14 protein-coding genes, 3 tRNA genes and 1 other RNA gene are annotated in these 17,323 nt (G+C 57.1%); 9 read left to right on the forward strand and 9 right to left on the reverse strand.

The genetic code is table 11. The features are described 5' to 3' along the window. Positions 1-4 precede the first annotated feature (4 nt). Complete coding sequence (locus F3I21_RS02565) at positions 5-658, reverse strand: riboflavin synthase subunit alpha (protein ID WP_127833971.1); 654 nt, start codon at positions 656-658, stop codon at positions 5-7. Positions 659-856: 198 nt separating this feature from the next. Here F3I21_RS02565 and F3I21_RS02570 point away from each other — a divergent pair, with 198 nt between their 5' ends. The 6 genes from F3I21_RS02570 (at position 857) to F3I21_RS02595 (ending at position 4,929) form a co-directional block, all read left to right on the forward strand. Next, complete coding sequence (locus F3I21_RS02570) at positions 857-2,230, forward strand: MATE family efflux transporter (RefSeq protein ID WP_150058219.1); 1,374 nt, start codon at positions 857-859, stop codon at positions 2,228-2,230. Between the two features lie 153 nt (positions 2,231-2,383). Then, positions 2,384-2,460, forward strand: a tRNA-Val gene (locus tag F3I21_RS02575). Between the two features lie 3 nt (positions 2,461-2,463). After that, a tRNA-Val gene (locus F3I21_RS02580) sits at positions 2,464-2,540 on the forward strand. 12 nt (positions 2,541-2,552) lie between these two features. Next, a tRNA-Val gene (locus F3I21_RS02585) sits at positions 2,553-2,629 on the forward strand. Between the two features lie 344 nt (positions 2,630-2,973). After that, positions 2,974-4,386 (forward strand): pyruvate kinase PykF, encoded by a 1,413-nt coding sequence (gene pykF / locus F3I21_RS02590; protein WP_021506226.1) that lies wholly within the window; start codon positions 2,974-2,976, stop codon positions 4,384-4,386. A gap of 306 nt (positions 4,387-4,692) precedes the next feature. Further along, a complete protein-coding gene (locus tag F3I21_RS02595) occupies positions 4,693-4,929 on the forward strand; it encodes a major outer membrane lipoprotein (protein WP_007374746.1) in 237 nt (78 codons plus the stop codon). Positions 4,930-5,004: 75 nt separating this feature from the next. On the opposite strand, the gene F3I21_RS02600 is transcribed toward F3I21_RS02595, so the two are convergent. The 7 genes from F3I21_RS02600 to sufA form a co-directional block, all read right to left on the reverse strand. Next, the gene (locus tag F3I21_RS02600; RefSeq protein ID WP_150058221.1) at positions 5,005-6,042 is read right to left on the reverse strand and encodes a L,D-transpeptidase family protein; all 1,038 of its coding nucleotides are present in this window, start codon (positions 6,040-6,042) and stop codon (positions 5,005-5,007) included. A 62-nt stretch (positions 6,043-6,104) separates the two neighbouring features. Further along, complete coding sequence (gene sufE / locus F3I21_RS02605; RefSeq protein WP_021506228.1) at positions 6,105-6,521, reverse strand: cysteine desulfuration protein SufE; 417 nt, start codon at positions 6,519-6,521, stop codon at positions 6,105-6,107. Positions 6,522-6,541: 20 nt separating this feature from the next. Further along, positions 6,542-7,765: a cysteine desulfurase SufS gene (gene sufS / locus F3I21_RS02610; RefSeq protein WP_150058223.1), complete on the reverse strand. Its 1,224-nt coding sequence runs from the start codon at positions 7,763-7,765 to the stop codon at positions 6,542-6,544. Then, positions 7,762-9,039 (reverse strand): Fe-S cluster assembly protein SufD, encoded by a 1,278-nt coding sequence (sufD, locus tag F3I21_RS02615; protein WP_150058225.1) that lies wholly within the window; start codon positions 9,037-9,039, stop codon positions 7,762-7,764. Before sufD ends, sufS begins: the two co-directional genes overlap by 4 nt. After that, on the reverse strand, positions 9,014-9,760 hold the full coding sequence (gene sufC / locus F3I21_RS02620; protein WP_021506231.1) for a Fe-S cluster assembly ATPase SufC: 747 nt from the start codon (positions 9,758-9,760) through the stop codon (positions 9,014-9,016). The genes sufD and sufC overlap by 26 nt, the downstream gene beginning before the upstream one ends. A 39-nt stretch (positions 9,761-9,799) precedes the next feature. Continuing rightward, positions 9,800-11,293, reverse strand: a complete 1,494-nt coding sequence (sufB, locus tag F3I21_RS02625) for a Fe-S cluster assembly protein SufB (RefSeq protein ID WP_021506232.1) — start codon at positions 11,291-11,293, stop codon at positions 9,800-9,802. Positions 11,294-11,300: 7 nt separating this feature from the next. Further along, positions 11,301-11,675, reverse strand: coding sequence for a Fe-S cluster assembly scaffold SufA (gene sufA, locus F3I21_RS02630; RefSeq protein ID WP_150058227.1), 375 nt, complete (start codon positions 11,673-11,675; stop codon positions 11,301-11,303). 390 nt (positions 11,676-12,065) lie between these two features. Between sufA and F3I21_RS02635 the strand changes: the two genes are divergently transcribed. Next, a complete protein-coding gene (locus F3I21_RS02635) occupies positions 12,066-12,470 on the forward strand; it encodes a hypothetical protein (RefSeq protein WP_021506233.1) in 405 nt (134 codons plus the stop codon). A gap of 30 nt (positions 12,471-12,500) precedes the next feature. Here F3I21_RS02635 and F3I21_RS02640 read toward each other — a convergent pair whose 3' ends face one another. After that, the gene (locus tag F3I21_RS02640; protein ID WP_132462793.1) at positions 12,501-15,554 is read right to left on the reverse strand and encodes an FAD-binding and (Fe-S)-binding domain-containing protein; all 3,054 of its coding nucleotides are present in this window, start codon (positions 15,552-15,554) and stop codon (positions 12,501-12,503) included. A gap of 204 nt (positions 15,555-15,758) precedes the next feature. Between F3I21_RS02640 and ydiK the strand changes: the two genes are divergently transcribed. Beyond that, a complete protein-coding gene (ydiK, locus tag F3I21_RS02645) occupies positions 15,759-16,871 on the forward strand; it encodes an AI-2E family transporter YdiK (protein ID WP_021506235.1) in 1,113 nt (370 codons plus the stop codon). A 330-nt stretch (positions 16,872-17,201) separates the two neighbouring features. Next, positions 17,202-17,309, forward strand: an RNA gene (gene rprA / locus F3I21_RS02650) — antisense sRNA RprA. Positions 17,310-17,323: the final 14 nt, after the last annotated feature.

Raw genomic sequence — 17,323 nt, forward strand, 5'->3', positions numbered from 1 at the left:
GCGATTACTCCGCGTCCGGCAGCGTTTGTGCCGCCAGCGCGGCCGCGGCATCACGCTGCGCCAGCACACGTTCGACGGTGTCGACAATCGCCTGGGTATGCGGATCGATTTCGATATTGACCCGATGCCCCAGCTTCTTCGCGCCCAGCGTGGTGCGCTCCAGCGTTTCCGGGATCAGATGCACGCAGAACTTACTTTTGGTGACATCACCGACTGTCAGGCTGATACCATCGATGCCGACGAATCCTTTATGCAGAATATATTTGATCTGCTCAGCGTCCTGTAATTTAAACCACACTTCGCGGTTATTCTCTGACTGGATAATTTTACAGATTTCGGCGGTGGTCATAATATGGCCGGACATCAGGTGTCCGCCAATTTCATCGCTGAATTTCGCGGCGCGCTCAATATTCACGATGTCACCAACCTGTAATTCACCGAGGTTGGTGATGCGCAGCGTCTCTTTGATGAGATCGAAGCTGACGCGATCGCCGTCAATGGCGGTCACCGTCAGGCAGCACCCGTTGTGCGCTACCGAGGCGCCCAGCGCCAGGCCGGGCAGCAGCTCAGCAGGCAAGCGCACGGTGTGGGTGCGGAACAACTCTTTTTCTTCAATGGCGACAATTTCTGCCGTGCCCTGCACAATTCCGGTAAACATAATTTCAGCCTCTGCGAAGTTTGTGGCAGTTTATCACAGCTTGCGCCGCAAGGTTTAATTTGCCGGCGCGCAAACTTTACACAAATGGCGCAACCAAATGCGATCAATGTTTGGCGGAAGTGCGGGCTACCGCTACACTAGGTCGCGCATTCTTTGGGGATTTCACCCCGCTCTCTTCTTAAATTACGCAGGTGATACGTGCAGAAGTATTTAACAGAAGCGCGTCAATTGCTGGCCCTCGCGATCCCGGTCATCCTTGCTCAGGTGGCACAGACCGCGATGGGATTTGTGGATACCATAATGGCCGGTGCGGTGAGCGCCACGGATATGGCCGCCGTTGCTGTCGGCACCTCTATCTGGCTTCCCGCCATTTTGTTTGGTCATGGTCTGCTGCTGGCATTGACGCCAACCGTTGCGCAACTCAACGGATCCGGGCGACGCGAACGCATCGCAGAACAGGTGCGCCAGGGGTACTGGCTGGCGGCGGGCGTGGCGCTGCTGATTATGGTGGTGCTGTGGAACGCCGGCTACCTGATTCACACCATGCATGACATTGATCCTCAGCTGGCGGCCAAAGCAGAAGGTTATCTGCACGCGCTGCTGTGGGGCGCACCGGGCTACCTGTTTTTCCAAGTGGCACGTAATCAGTGTGAAGGGCTATCGAAGACTAAGCCGGCGATGCTGCTGGGTTTCCTCGGCCTGCTGACCAACATTCCGCTGAACTATGTTTTTATTTACGGCCATTTCGGTATGCCTGCGCTGGGCGGCGTGGGCTGTGGCGTCGCCACCGCGTCGGTTTACTGGGTGATGTATCTGGTGATGCGCTTCTGGCTGAAGCGCATGCCGGCCATGCGCGATATCCGCATGCATAACCGCTGGTCGCCACCGTCGCGCGCCATTCTGACGCGCCTGTTCACGCTGGGATTACCGGTCGCGCTGGCGCTGTTTTTCGAGGTCACGCTGTTTGCCGTGGTGGCGCTGCTGGTGTCGCCGCTCGGCATTGTGAAAGTCGCTGGTCATCAGATCGCGCTCAACTTTAGCTCGCTGATGTTTGTGCTGCCGCTGTCGCTCGGCGTCGCCACCACCATTCGCGTCGGCTACCGTCTGGGCCAGGGCTCGGCCGAACAGGCCCGCATCGCCGCGTGGACCGGTCAGGGCGTGGGTATCACCATGGCGGCGATCACCGCGCTGTTTACCGTGACCTTCCGCCACGATATTGCCGCGCTCTATACCGCGAATCCGGAAGTGATTACCCTGGCGGCGCAGCTGATGCTGCTGGCGGCCATCTACCAGTTCTCGGATTCGATTCAGGTGATCGGCAGCGGTATCCTGCGCGGCTATAAGGACACGCGCTCGATCTTCTTTATTACCCTGATCGCCTACTGGGTGCTGGGGCTGCCGGTGGGTTACGTGCTGGCGCTGACCGACTGGGTGGTGGCACCGCTGGGGCCGGCCGGTTTCTGGTGCGGATTTATCGTCGGTCTGACGTCGGCGGCGGTGATGATGATCTGGCGCATCCGCCGTCTGCAGCGTTTACCGGCGCAGGTGATTCTGGCGCGCGCCGCGCGCTAAGTGGCTGAGCGGGCGTTTATTTGGCCCGCAATGGCGAAAAAAACGACGCATAGCACAGTTGCTGGTCAGTCGTCAGGAAAAATCACTTTTCCGCTTGCCAGCATCACGGCCTGCCGTTAATATTCGTCCCCGCTGTCGCCCTGACAGCGTGTTGCGCTCTTAGCTCAGTTGGTTAGAGCACCACCTTGACATGGTGGGGGTCGATGGTTCGAGTCCATTAGAGCGCACCAAGTGCGTCCGTAGCTCAGTTGGTTAGAGCACCACCTTGACATGGTGGGGGTCGGTGGTTCGAGTCCACTCGGACGCACCAGATTTCTGAAATGCGCTCTTAGCTCAGTTGGTTAGAGCACCACCTTGACATGGTGGGGGTCGATGGTTCGAGTCCATTAGAGCGCACCACTTTTGCTGTTATTTCCCTTGCGCAACTCGCCTTTCCTTGATCTGAGTCGGTTTTCTCCCTCTGCTTTTATATTGGTTTTCGCATACTTAGCGACTATACTATGCCGCGTTGTTCCACCTGAAAGGTTTCAGCGCTAACGTGCCTATGCCAGCCACTTACATCATTTGCGCAACGCCGTCGCTACGGTCTCTCCGCCCGGCGCATAACTTCTCTGCACGCTTAGCCGTCGTCACCTATTCTTACTTCTGTGGCAAAGGTACCAACACCAAACAGATTTTTACTTCGGTGCCAGGCGCATCGAACCCCGACCTTTATCATCCATCACAACTTACAGAAATCTGACATGAAAAAGACCAAGATCGTTTGTACTATCGGTCCGAAAACCGAATCCGAAGAGATGCTGACTCAACTGCTGGAAGCGGGCATGAACGTCATGCGCCTGAACTTCTCTCACGGGGATTATGCCGAACATGGTCAGCGCATCACCAACATGCGTGCCGTCATGGAAAAAACCGGTCGCCAGGCCGCGATTCTGCTGGACACCAAAGGCCCGGAAATCCGTACCATGAAACTGGACGGTGGCAACGATGTGTCCCTGAAAGCTGGCCAGACCTTCACCTTCACCACCGATCAGTCAGTGATTGGTAACAGCGAGCGCGTTGCCGTTACTTACGCCGGCTTCACCGAAGACCTGAAAATTGGTAACACCGTGCTGGTCGACGATGGTCTGATCGGGATGGAAGTCACCGAAGTCACGGAAAACACCGTGGTGTGTAAAGTGCTGAACAATGGCGACCTTGGCGAAAACAAAGGCGTCAACCTGCCGGGCGTGTCCATTCAGCTGCCGGCGCTGGCGGAAAAAGACAAACGTGATCTGATCTTCGGCTGCGAGCAAGGCGTGGATTTCGTTGCGGCTTCCTTCATCCGTAAACGTTCTGACGTGCTGGAAATCCGTGAGCACCTGAAAGCCCACGGCGGTGAGCACATTCAGATCATCTCCAAGATCGAAAACCAGGAAGGCCTGAACAACTTCGACGAGATCCTGGAAGCCTCTGACGGCATCATGGTCGCGCGTGGTGACCTCGGTGTGGAAATCCCGGTTGAAGAAGTGATCTTCGCGCAGAAGATGATGATCAAGAAGTGTAATAAAGCGCGCAAAGTGGTAATCACCGCGACGCAGATGCTGGATTCCATGATCAAGAACCCGCGCCCTACCCGTGCTGAAGCCGGCGACGTGGCCAACGCCATCCTCGACGGCACCGACGCGGTGATGCTGTCCGGTGAGAGCGCCAAGGGTAAATACCCGCTGGAGTCGGTCACCATCATGGCGACCATCTGCGAGCGTACCGATCGCGTGATGAAATCGCGCATTGATTCCCTGCAGGATTCGCGCAAGCTGCGTATCACTGAAGCAGTGTGCCGTGGCGCCGTTGAGACCGCTGAGAAACTGGAAGCGCCGGTGATTGTGGTGGCGACCGAAGGCGGTAAGTCAGCTAAATCCGTGCGTAAATACTTCCCGGATGCCACCATTCTGGCCCTGACCACTAACCAGACCACTGCGCGTCAGCTGATCCTCAGCAAAGGGATTGAAACGCGTCTGGTGAGCGAAATCGCCTCGACCGATGATTTCTACCGCATCGGCAAAGAGATGGCGCTGCAGAGCGGCTACGCGCAGAAAGGCGATGTCGTGGTGATGGTTTCGGGTGCGCTGGTACCGAGCGGAACCACCAACACCGCGTCGGTGCACGTACTCTGATCGAGCCGGTGATGTTTATTTAAAAGAGCGCCTTTCGGGGCGCTTTTTTTTATTCCGCGCCTAAGACAGAAAGCGGAAAATTCCAATCGATAATAACTATTCAATATCCCGCAGAATTAAGGTTAATCCGATTAAATCTCTCTGTTTTCGCTAAATATTTTCATCATGTTCTGCGAAACGCTGCTTCTTTGAGCGAACGATCAAATTTAAGCATGTTCTCATCAAAAATTTATTCTCAACTTAAAAAGCTTTGTGTAATACTTGTAACGCTACATGGAGATTAACTCAATCTAGAGGGTATAAATAATGAATCGTACTAAACTGGTACTGGGCGCGGTAATCCTGGGTTCAACTCTGCTGGCTGGTTGCTCAAGCAACGCTAAAATCGACCAGCTGTCTTCAGACGTTCAGACTCTGAACGCTAAAGTTGACCAGCTGAGCAACGACGTGAACGCAATCCGTTCTGACGTTCAGGCTGCTAAAGACGACGCAGCTCGCGCTAACCAGCGTCTGGACAACCAGGCTCACTCTTACCGTAAGTAAGAGTTCTGGTTTGAAAAATGGTGCCCTTGTGGCACCATTTTTTTTGTCCGGATTCTGCCGTCAGCTGGCCCTGAATCACGGTGTCGCAGCGGCTTCGCCCTGCGCCTGACTGATGGTGGCTTGCGCACCGCCTGTTGCCCCCTGCTGCGTCTGCAGCACTGCCGGCAGCGGCGTCGCCTCATTCACCGGTTCCCCACTGCTCACCAGTACCGGCATGCCTGAACGACGTTCAATCGCCGCCTTAATCAGCGCACTGTCGCTCTTCGCACTCTTTATAAAGGCTTTCAGCGGCGCGCTCAGCGCAATTGGCATGGTCTGCGGATCGTCATGTTCATTACGCGACAGCGGCTGGTGTACCTCGATGTAGCGTTTGCCGTCGGGTTCGATGGCATATTTGATCGGCTGGTTAATCACCTGTACGCGTGTACCCTGCGGCACGCTGTTAAACAGCGCTTCGATATCGTCCGGGCGCAAACGAATACAGCCGGAGCTGACGCGCATCCCGATGCCGAAGTCGGCGTTGGTGCCGTGAATCAGATACTGGCCGCTGCCGCGCGCCAGACGCAGCGCAAACAGCCCCATCGGGTTATCCGGCCCGGCAGGCACCATCGCGGGCAGCGTGATGCCCTCTTTGGCGTAGCGTTTGCGGATATTGACGGTGGGCGTCCAGGTGGGGTTAGGGATTTTCTGGCTGATACTTGTCACCATGCTCGGTGTGGCGGCACCCAACTGGCCGATGCCGATCGGATAAACCACGACGCGATTTTCCCCTTTGGGATAGTAGTAGAGACGCAGTTCGGCCAGGTTGATCACGATGCCTTCACGCGGCGCATCCGGCAGCAGCATCTGCAGCGGCACGGTAAGCTGCGTTCCGGCTTTCGGCAGCCAGGGGTCGACGCCCGGGTTGGCTTCCAGCATGCCAAGCATGCCTATCTTATAACGCGCGGCAATGCTCTCCAGCGGCCGTTTGTCATCCGGGACGGTGGTCAGGGTGTTTTCGCCAATCAAACGGCTATCAGCGGCTGGCAGGGGGTATTCCGTAGCAAACGCAGGTGCAGACAGTCCGAAACAGGACAACAGCAATGCACCGGCTAAACGAAGCGCAGGTTTCATGCAATTTTCTCTTTGTCGGATGGAACAGACCCCGGTCATGGCCGGGGTCTGGAGAGTGTAACTTAGCTGAGAGACTGTGCGTTATGCCGGATCGCGCGAATCATCGCTTCCAGCCCCTGCGAACGCGAAGGGGTGAGGTGTTGCGTCAGGGCCAGTTCGCCAAACCAGTGGGCGACATCCAGTGCCAGAATCTCTGGCGCTTTCAGACCCTGATACAGGCTAAATACCACGGCAATCAAGCCCTTAACGATGGCGGCATCGCTGTCACCTTCAAAAGCAATGGTGCCGTCAGCCTGTGGGGTCATGCGAATCCATACCTGACTCTGACAGCCGGAAATGACGTACTGCGGCTGATGCAAGCTTTCAGAGGATTCTGGTAATTTTGCCCCGAGTTCAATGATGTAGAGGTACTTCTCTTCCCAGTTGGCGCAACGATTGAAGTTGCGCACCAGTTTCTCTTTTTCTGGCAGGTTTGCCATGCATAACTCCTGAAATCTGCTCAACCGCCCAGCAGACGATGAATGCGCGTCAGGCCAGCCGCCAGGCGATCGGCTTCCTCTTCGCTGTTGTAGAGCGCGAAAGAGGCGCGACACATCGCGGGCACCGCATAATGATGCATCAGCGGCATGGCACAGTGGTGGCCGGTGCGGATGGCAATGCCGTACTGGTCGAGGAAGCTGCCAACGTCAAACGCGTGGTGCTTACCGAGGTTAAACGCCACCACGCCGCTGCGCTCGGCCGGGCCGTAAATAACCAGGTCCGGCACCGACGCCAGCTTGTCCAGCGCGTAACGCATCAGCTGGCTCTCGCGCTGATGGATCGTCTCCAGACCGAGTTCGCTGATCCACGTCAGCGCTGCGCCAAGGCCAATGATGCCGCCGGTGTTCGGCGTGCCGGCTTCAAAACGCCACGGTGCGCCATTCCAGGTGGTGCCGGTGGGCAGCATGACCTGATCGATCATCGAACCGCCGCCTTCCCACGGTGGCATGATCTCCTGCAGCGCTTTACGCGCGTACAGCACGCCAATCCCGGTCGGCCCATAGATTTTATGGCCGGAGAACACGTAGAAATCGCAGCCGATATCCTGCACGTCAACGGGATGGTGCATCACAGCCTGGGCTCCGTCCACCAGCGTCACCACGCCCGCGGCTTTCGCCTGCGCCACGATGGCTTTCACCGGGTTAACCGTGCCGAGCACGTTGGAAACGTGCGTCACGGCCAGCAGGCGCGTACGGCTGTCGATCAGCCCCGCCAGCTGCTCCAGCGCCAGCTCGCCGTTGTCGTTAAGTGGCAGCACACGGATTTCCGCACCGGTACGCTGCGCCACCATTTGCCACGGCACGATATTGGCGTGGTGCTCCATCTCAGTGACGATCAGGTTATCGCCCGGCTGCAGCTGACTGCCGCCCCAGCTGTTGGCCACCAGATTGATGCCTTCGGTGGTGCCTTTCACGAAAATAATCTCTTCCGGCGCGGCAGCATGCAGAAAACGCGCCGCCTGGGCGCGCACGTTTTCCATATCGCTGGTCGCCTGCGCGCTCAGCGAGTGAATACCACGGTGCACGGCCGCATAGCCGTGCTGATAGAAGTGACTTTCCGCGTTGATCACCGCGAGCGGGCGCTGTGCGCTGGCCGCGCTGTCAAGGTAGGCCAGCGGATGTCCGTTGACCTCACGACTCAGAATCGGAAACTCCGCTCTGACTCGTTCGAGATCGAAACTCATGACTCAACTCCCGGGAAACGGTCGGTAATACGTTGCAGTACCACCTGGCGCAGCGCGTCATCTTCCAGCGCTTCCGTCAGTTCAGCGGCGAAAGCATGGATGATCATCTGCTGCGCCGCGTCTTCGGCGATGCCGCGCGAGCGCAGGTAGAACATCTGCTCATCGTCGATGCGACCGATAGTCGCGCCGTGGCTGCACTTGACGTCATCGGCGTAGATTTCCAGCTGCGGCTTGGTGTCCACTTCCGCCAGGCGACCGAGCAACAGGTTGTTGTTGGTCATCTGGCCATCAGTTTTCATCGCGTGCTGTGCCACTTTGATGTGGCCGTTAAACACCGAGCGCCCTTTGTCACGCGAAATGGTTTTGTGCAGCTGGCGACTCAGGCAGTGGCCTTTGTTGTGCTCCAGATAGCTGCGCGTATCCGCCACTTCGCTGCCTACCGGCAGCACCAGGCTATTCAGCGACAGCTGGGTGTTCTCACCGTTCAGCTGCACGCTGGTGTTGTGACGCGACAAACCGGCACCCAGCAGGAAGCTGGTGCTGCTCACCTGCGCGTCACGGCCAATCACGATGTCGTTGTGCGCAAAGTGGTAGCTGCTGCTCTCTTCAAACGCCAGCTTGGTGTGCTTCAGCTGCGCATTGTCGCCCACCGCGAAGGTAAAGCGCGCGCCGGTGAAGTGGGCGCGGGCGTTCAGCGTCACGTAATGCTCGATCACCTGCGCTTCCGCGCCGGACTCCAGCTCCAGATGGTGACGATGATGCACCGTGTTGAGCGCATCCGCCTGGCCGCTGGTAATGTGCAGCAGATAGAGCGGCTGCGCTGCAGCTTTGCCGCGCGGCAGACGAATCGAGGTCACCTCTTCCGCCAGACTTTCCGTCAGGTGCAGGAACACCTCCGGCTGTACCGCGGCCGGTAACGGACGTCGCTCAGCGGCACGGCTGTGCTGCACGTCAAACAGACCGGTGTCACGCGCGCTCAGCTCAGGCTGGAAGCGACCGTCGACGAACACCAGGCAAATCGCGTCCAGCGGCAGCGCCAGCGCAGCCACCTGCTCAGCGCTCACGCCTGGCGCGTCCGCCTGCACGAACTGCTGTGCCAGCAGGCTGTCCAGCGCGGTGTATTTCCAGTTTTCATGCTTGCGCGTCGGCAGGCCGACACGCATCAGTTGCTGCCAGTGCTGTTGTGCCTGCAGCGAACGCTGCTCGCCGCGTGACTCAAACAGGTGATGCCACTGCTGCAGCGCGTTATCACTCCTGGTCGGTAAGCCAGCCATAGCCTTGCTCCTCCAGCTGTTTCACCAGCGTAAAGTCGCCAGACTTCACGATTTTGCCCTGATAAAGCACGTGCACGTGATCTGGCTTGATGTAATCCAGGATGCGCTGGTAGTGCGTTACGATGATGAATGAGCGCTTGCCGTCGCGCAGGCTGTTCACGCCTTCTGCAACAATTTTCAGCGCATCGATATCCAGACCGGAGTCGGTTTCATCGAGGATGCACAGCTCAGGCTCCAGCGCCGCCATCTGCAGGATGTCATTACGCTTCTTCTCACCGCCGGAGAAGCCGACGTTGACGGAACGGGTCAGCAGATCTTCCGGCATCTTCAGCAGCTTGATCTTGTCTTCGATGAAGTCCTGGAAGTCGAAACGGTCCAGCTCTTCCTGCTCACGGTATTTACGTACCGCATTGACCGAAGTCTGCAGGAAGAACTGGTTGCTGACGCCCGGGATCTCGACCGGGTACTGAAACGCCATGAAGATGCCTTCACCGGCACGCTCTTCCGGCTCCAGCTCCAGCAGGTCTTTGCCTTTAAAGGTCACGGAACCGCCGGTGATTTCATAATCTTCACGACCGGCCAGCGTGGCAGACAGGGTGCTCTTGCCGGAGCCGTTCGGGCCCATGATGGCATGCACTTCGCCCGGCTTAACCTCGAGGTTCAGACCGCGCAAAATCTCTTTGTCTTCAACGCTAACCTGTAAATCTTTAATGCTTAACATACTCTTTCCTTCACATTGCTTCCGGCAACGCGTGTGGCATCAGCCGACACTGTGCTCAAGGCTGATCGCTAACAATTTTTGCGCTTCCACGGCGAATTCCAGTGGCAGCTCGGAGAAAACGTCTTTACAGAAGCCGTTGACGATCATCGAGATCGCATCTTCTTCGCTAATGCCGCGCTGCAGGCAGTAGAACATCTGATCTTCACCGATGCGCGACGTCGTGGCTTCGTGCTCAAGCTGCGCGCTGTTGTTGCGCGTTTCCACGTACGGGAAGGTGTGCGCACCGCAGTCCGGCCCAATCAGCATCGAGTCACACTGGGTGAAGTTACGCGCGTTAGTCGCGGTCGGCATGATTTTCACCAGGCCGCGGTAGGTGTTCTGGCTCTTACCGGCGGAGATACCTTTCGAGATGATGGTCGATTTGGTGTTTTTACCAATGTGAATCATCTTGGTACCGGTATCGGCCTGCTGGCGACCGCTGGTCAGCGCGACGGAGTAGAATTCGCCCACTGAGTAATCACCGCGCAGGATGCAGCTCGGGTATTTCCAGGTGATGGCTGAGCCGGTCTCGGACTGCGTCCACGACATCTTGCTGTGCTCGCCTTCACACAGCGCACGCTTGGTCACGAAGTTGAGGATACCGCCCTCGCCTTCACCGCCCGGGAACCAGTTCTGCACCGTGGAGTATTTCACTTCGGCGTTTTTGTGGATAATCACTTCGACGACCGCTGCGTGCAGCTGGTAGGTGTCGCGCACCGGCGCTGAACAGCCTTCGATGTAGCTGACGTAGCTGTCTTCATCAGCAATCAGAATGGTACGTTCGAACTGGCCGGTTTTCGCTGCGTTGATGCGGAAATAGGTCGACAGCTCCATCGGGCAACGCACGCCTTTCGGGATGTAGACGAAGGTACCGTCGGACGCCACCGCCGAGTTAAGCGCAGCAAAGAAGTTATCGTTGTGCGGCACCACGGTGCCAAGATACTTCTGTACCAGCTCCGGATGATCGTGGATCGCTTCACCGAAGGAGCAGAAAATAATGCCCTGCTCAGCCAGCTTGTCACGATAAGTGGTCGACACGGACACCGAGTCGAAAATGGCGTCCACCGCCACTTCTCTGCCTTCACGCACCGGCACGCCCAGCTGGTTAAACGCGTCTTCCACTTCTTTGGTCAGGTAATCGCTGGAGGCGACGCTGCCGGACGTCTGGGTGGCACCCGGTTCAGAGGCACAGCTGTCATCGCAATTGCCGCAGGACGGCGCGGAATAGTAGCTGTAATCCTGATAATCGAGTTTGTCGTAGTGCGCTTTCAGCCAGTGTGGCTCTTCCATCTCCAGCCAGGCGCGAAACGCCTTGAGACGGAACTCCAGCATCCACTCGGGTTCGTTACGTTTGGCCGAAATGGCACGCACCACATCTTCATTGATGCCGTGTGCCAGTTCGTCGGTTTGCAGCTGGGTGAAGAAGCCTTCTTTATAGTTCAGGCTGCCTTCCCAGGTTTGTACATCGTCAGATGCTTCGCTGTGTCGTGACATATTTCACTTACTCGACGCCAAAGCTTTCACCGCACCCGCAGGCGTGCTGAGCTTTAGGGTTGTTGAATTTAAAAATCTGGTTCAGGCCTTCGCGGACATAATCCAGCTCGGTACCGTCAACAAACGGCATCGCCCGAAGCGGCACAAACAGTTTTGCGCCATATTGCTCGAACTGCAGGTCGTCATCGGCAGGCGCTTTCACCAGGTCCATAACGTACCCAAAACCGGCACAGCCGGACTGTTTCACACCCAGTTTCAGGCCCTTAACTTCCGGGTCCTGTTCCACCAGGCTGAGAATCTGTTTCGCTGCCGACTCGGTCAGCGTGAGCCCTTTCCAGACGAATTCGTCAGGTGAAAAAGACGCTGCATTTACTGATGACATAGTGCTACCTCGTAAGTCTGGGCCTTTTCAGGCTATCCCCCTATGGTAGTGATATCAGATATCACTTCAACCTCTTGTTTTGCAGGGATAATCATCTCGTGCTGTTTTTTACTGCTGCTTTATTAAGCATAGTCCCTTCCCATCAGCTTGTGCGCGCCTTTCCCACGCGCGCTGTCAGAACGTAACCTGTTCATAAGCCGTAAATTTTCCAGTTCGCTTTTTACGTTTATGCTCTGATTGATAGGTTACGCCTTTGCTGAATGTAAAGAGATTGTTATTGCCGATTTTTGTAACAGGCAAAGGAAATCAATAAAATTTCACGGCGGGAATTGCATTCCTGGCGCGGTTTAATATGATAATGATTATCATTAACCTACTTTGGGTGGCGACATGACGCTTTCCGTCTCAGCCTGGTTACAACACAAAATCGACGAATATAAGTTTTCGGTCCGCGATATCACCGTCGACTTCTATCTGGCTCAGGCAAAGCTCAACCGCACCGATTGTTCCATTGAACAACTGCGTCGTTTTAACGATACCTGTCTCGACATGGCCGAAATCTGCCAGCTGAACGGCGACGATCACAGCTACCTGCACGCGATGGGCAAGCTGCACCACCGCTTAGTACAGGAGATGGGCAATGCCGATCGCGATCGCCTGTTCCGTATTCAGGCTTACCAGCTGGCGCGCCTGTCGCTGACCCGTTTGTGTCATCAACTGGCGCTCAGCGGCGACTGGGACCAGGCGACCCGCCTGCAAAGTGATTTCGTCCGCCACGCAGGCTGGATATTCTAATCCAGCTTTGTGACGGCTCCTACAATTTGTTTACATCAATTCCAGCAAAGCCTGTAGCGGATGGCGCATACCGTTGCCCTCGGCGCGTTTCACCTGGCTGCGGCAGGAGAAGCCGGTCGCCAGACAGCGCTGACGCGGCAGCTTCTGCAGTTGCGGATGCCACGACAGTTCATAAATGCCCAGCGAGTTCGCCAGGTTTTTACTCTCGTGACCATAAGTGCCGGCCATGCCACAGCAGCCCACGTTGATGTTCTCCAGCTTCGCGCCAAAACGGGCAAAAATAGCCTGCCACTGATTGGGCGTTGACGGCAGCGCCGTGACCTCGGTGCAGTGGGCAAACAGATACCAGGCTTCGCCGCTGGCGATCTGCTCCTCGCGCCCGGCCAGCACGCCGTGCAGCCATTCATGCACCAGCTGCACACTGAACGTGCCGCGCTGCTCGCCCAGCACCTGCTGATATTCGTCGCGATAGCACAATACCGTGGCCGGATCGACACCGACCATCGGCACACCGAGCTGCGCCACCCGGTTGAGGAACTCAGCGGTTTTGCCGGCGGTGCGGGCAAAGCGCTGCAGAAAACCTTTCACGTGCTGCGCTTTCCCGTTAGGTGAGAACGGCAGCAGCACCGGCCGGTAGCCGAGTTTTTCAATCAGCCGGATGAAATCGGTCACCAGCTGCGCTTCGTAATAGCTGGTAAACGGATCCTGCACCACCAGCACGTGCTGTTCGCGCTGGGCCGCATCCATGGCTTCCAGTTGCTCCAGCGTGACCCGCATCGCCGGGTGGCCGCTCAGCTGCTGCTTCAGGCTCGGCGAGGAGAGCAGCGGCAGATCCACCATGCCGATGTGGCGCTGGCTGAGGTCGCGCATCCACGGCTGTTTCAGGAAGAAGTTGAACACCCGCGGAGCTTTCGCCATCAGCGGCGCATAGCTTTCAACCGATGCCACCAGATGGTCGCTGACCGGGCGCAGATAGCGGGTGTGATAAAGCTGCAGGAAGCGCGATCGGAAGTTTGGCACATCGATTTTAATCGGACACTGGGTCGAACAGGCTTTACACGCCAGGCAGCCGGACATCGCCTCTTTCACTTCATGCGAGAAGTCATATTCGCCCTGCTTCGCATGCCACGAATTGCGCGTGCGCTGAATCAGACTGCGCAGGCTGGCGCCCTGTGCTGGCAAGGCCTGCTCCAGCTTAAGCGGGTCGACGCCCTGCTCCGCCAGCAGGCGCAGCCACTCACGCGTTAGCGTGGCGCGTCCTTTTGGCGAATGGATACGATTGCGGGTGATTTTCATCGACGGGCACATCGGGCTGCGCACGTCAAAGTTAAAGCACAGTCCGTTGCCGTTACACTCCATCGCGCCGCGCCAGTCATTGCGTACCGTCAGCGGAATCTGGCGATCCCAGCTGCCGCGCGTGGCCGCATCGACCTGCATCATGGGTTCGTCGTTACCCAGCGGCGTACAGATTTTGCCGGGGTTGAGACGGTTATCCGGATCGAACGCCGCTTTGATGCGACGCAGCTCATTAAACAGCGTTTCGCCAAAGAACGCCGGACTGTACTGGGCGCGAAAGCCTTTGCCGTGCTCGCCCCACAGCAGACCGCCGTAGCGCGCGGTAAGTGCCACCACTTCGTCCGAGATCTGCTTCATCAGCCTCTCCTGCTGCGGATCGCACATGTCCAGCGCCGGACGCACGTGCAGCACGCCGGCATCCACGTGACCAAACATGCCGTAGCTCAGGCCGTGGCTGTCGAGCAGCGCACGAAAATCCACAATGTAATCCGCCAGATGCTCCGGCGGCACGGCGGTGTCTTCCACGAACGGAATCGGTTTGGCGCGCCCTTTGGCGTTGCCAAGCAGACCTACCGCTTTTTTACGCATGTTATAGATGCGCTCAATGCCCGCCAGATCATCACACAGCTGATAGCCCATCACGCCACCCTGCTGCTGCGCCATCAGCTCATCCAGCCGCGCGCACAGCGTGGTCACCTGCTGCGCAATCAGCGCCGCATCGTCGCCGGCAAACTCGACAATATTCAGGCCGAGCATCTCTTTGCCTGGCACATCGGTGATCAGCTCGCTGACTGAATGCCAGACGATATCCTCGCGCGCCAGGTTCAGCACTTTCGAATCCACCGTCTCCACCGACAGGGCCTGCGCCTCGACCATAAAAGGCGCATTGCGCAGTGCGGAATCGAACGAATCGTACTTAATGTTCACCAGCCGGCGCACTTTGGGAATAGGTGTGATATCCAGCCGGGCTTCGGTGATAAAGGCCAGCGTGCCTTCGGCACCGCACAACAGGCGCGTCAGGTCGAAAGTTTGCAAATCATCACTGAACACATGGCGCAGGTCATAACCGGTGAGGAAGCGATTCAGTTTGGGGAATTTTGCCAGAATCAGTTCACGCTGCTCGCGGCAGCGGTTAAGCACTGCTTTATAGATGCGCCCTTCAGCGGTCGGCGTCGTGGCCAGCTGTTCCGCCAGCGCGGTGGGCATGGCGCGCGTATCAAGAATTTCGCCGCCCAGCAGAACGGCACGCAGGCCTTCGACGTGATCGGAGGTTTTGCCATACACCAGCGATCCCTGACCGGAGGCATCGGTATTGATCATGCCGCCCAGCGTGGCGCGGTTACTGGTCGACAGCTCCGGAGAGAAGAAAAAGCCGTACGGCCTGAGCCAGGCGTTGAGCTGGTCCTTCACCACGCCGGCTTCTACCCGCACCCAGCCCTGCTCGGTGTTGATCTCGAGGATGCGGTTCATGTAGCGCGACATGTCGACCACAATGCCCTGATTGAGCGACTGCCCGTTAGTACCGGTGCCGCCGCCGCGCGGGGTAAACACCAGGCTGTTAAAACGCGGCTCACCAGCCAGTCGGGCGATCAGCGCCACGTCCGCCGTTGAACGCGGAAACAGCGCCGCATCGGGCAGGAGCTGATAGATGCTGTTATCGGTGGAGAGCGTGAGGCGGTCGGCATAGCTGGTCGCGGTGTCGCCGGTAAAACCTTGTTCTTTCAGCGACTGCAGGAATGTCAGCACCAGTTGAACGAGGCCTGGCGCCTGAGAAATCTGTGGGATCATTATTTCGTGACCGGGATGTTGTAAACGTTTGCGTGGTTAATTTTTTTCAGCTCTTGGTTGTATCACATTTTTTTGCCGCCCGCTGTTTTTTCAGGAAAACGGCCGCGTCGCGCTGCTTTTTCTGTTTAATTTTCAGGAAATAGATCATCATTGTGAAGGCGCCGCGGAGCGCCCTCCTGAAGGATTACTGAGGTCTGTGTTGTGATGAAAAGCCTGCAACGCGGTGTGGATCTACCGCAAATGTTGTTCTCGCTGATGTTTATTTTGCTGATGATCATTGCCTGTCTGTGGGTGGTGCAGCCGTTCATTCTCGGCTTCGCCTGGGCCAGCATGGTGGTGATTGCCACCTGGCCGCTGATGATTCGTCTGCAGCAACTGCTGTGGGGTCGCCGTTCGCTGGCGGTGATTGCCATGACGATTCTGCTGTTGCTGCTGTTTATTATTCCTATCGCGCTGCTGGTCAGCAGCCTGATTGATAACAGCGCGCCGGTCATCGCCTGGGCGACCCAGCGCCATCTGGTGCTGCCGGATCTCGCCTGGCTGCGCGATATTCCCTATGCCGGACGCAAACTCTATTCCAGCTACCATAAACTGATCGACGGCGGCGGCGCGGCGATCATGAGCCAGGTTCAGCCTTATATTGGTCGCACCACCGGCTTCTTTGTCGCCCAGGCCGGACACTTTGGCCGTTTCATGCTGCACCTTGCCCTGATGCTGCTGTTCAGCGTGCTGCTGTACTGGCGCGGTGAGCAGGTTGGTCTTGGCATCCGTCACTTTGCCTACCGCATGGGCGGACGGCGCGGTGACGCCGCCGTGCTGCTGGCCGGTCAGGCGATCCGCGCCGTGGCGCTCGGCGTGGTGGTGACCGCGCTGGTGCAGGGCGTGCTGGGCGGCATCGGTCTGGCGATTTCCGGCATTCCGTATGCCACGCTGCTGACCGTATTAATGATTCTTACCTGCCTGGTGCAGCTTGGACCGTTGATTGTGCTGGTGCCGGCAATTATCTGGCTCTACTGGAGCGGCGACACCACCTGGGGCACGGTGCTGCTGGTGTGGAGCTGCGTGGTCGGCACGCTGGATAACGTGCTGCGTCCGATGCTGATTCGCATGGGCGCCGATTTACCGATGATTCTGATACTTTCCGGCGTCATCGGCGGGCTGATCGCCTTCGGTATGATTGGACTGTTTATCGGTCCGGTCGTGCTGGCGGTCTCTTACCGGCTGGTTTCGGTGTGGATGCATGAAGCGCCGGCACCAGATGACGATCCGGAAACGGCCATCGAAGCACTGGCCGAACACGAAGAGCCGCAGCCGTAACGCGCTTCCGGCGCATAACCGGGCGCTCAGCCCGGTTTGCTTATCCGCTTTTCCCTCACATCACCCAACGCGATTTGCATTAGTCAGCCGTGGTTAACACTCATTAATCCGTACCACTTAATTTCGCGGCACAATAATTTTTTCCATTAGTGATTTTTAAGAAAAAACGCACTTTTCAGCGTTTAAGCCCGATCGCACCGATAAAATGATTATTTTTCGCACTGAATCCTGTGCCGGATGGGTCATAAAACGTAATGAAAGATTATCAGCTTTAAACTAATAAGAGGATTCTTAAAGACGCCAGCGGCGGCGGTGAATAACATGTTCACTATGTTTTAAATCAAGCCACTGATTTTTAAACAACCTTTTTCCCCTGAGTAAAGTGAAGAATTGCTGTGTGTAGTCTTTGCCCATCCCCTGTGATGGGCTTTTTTTTGCCTGCAATTCAGCGA

The organism is Pantoea sp. B_9, from assembly GCF_008632015.1.
In the GTDB taxonomy this organism is placed as follows: Bacteria; Pseudomonadota; Gammaproteobacteria; order Enterobacterales; family Enterobacteriaceae; genus Pantoea; species Pantoea dispersa.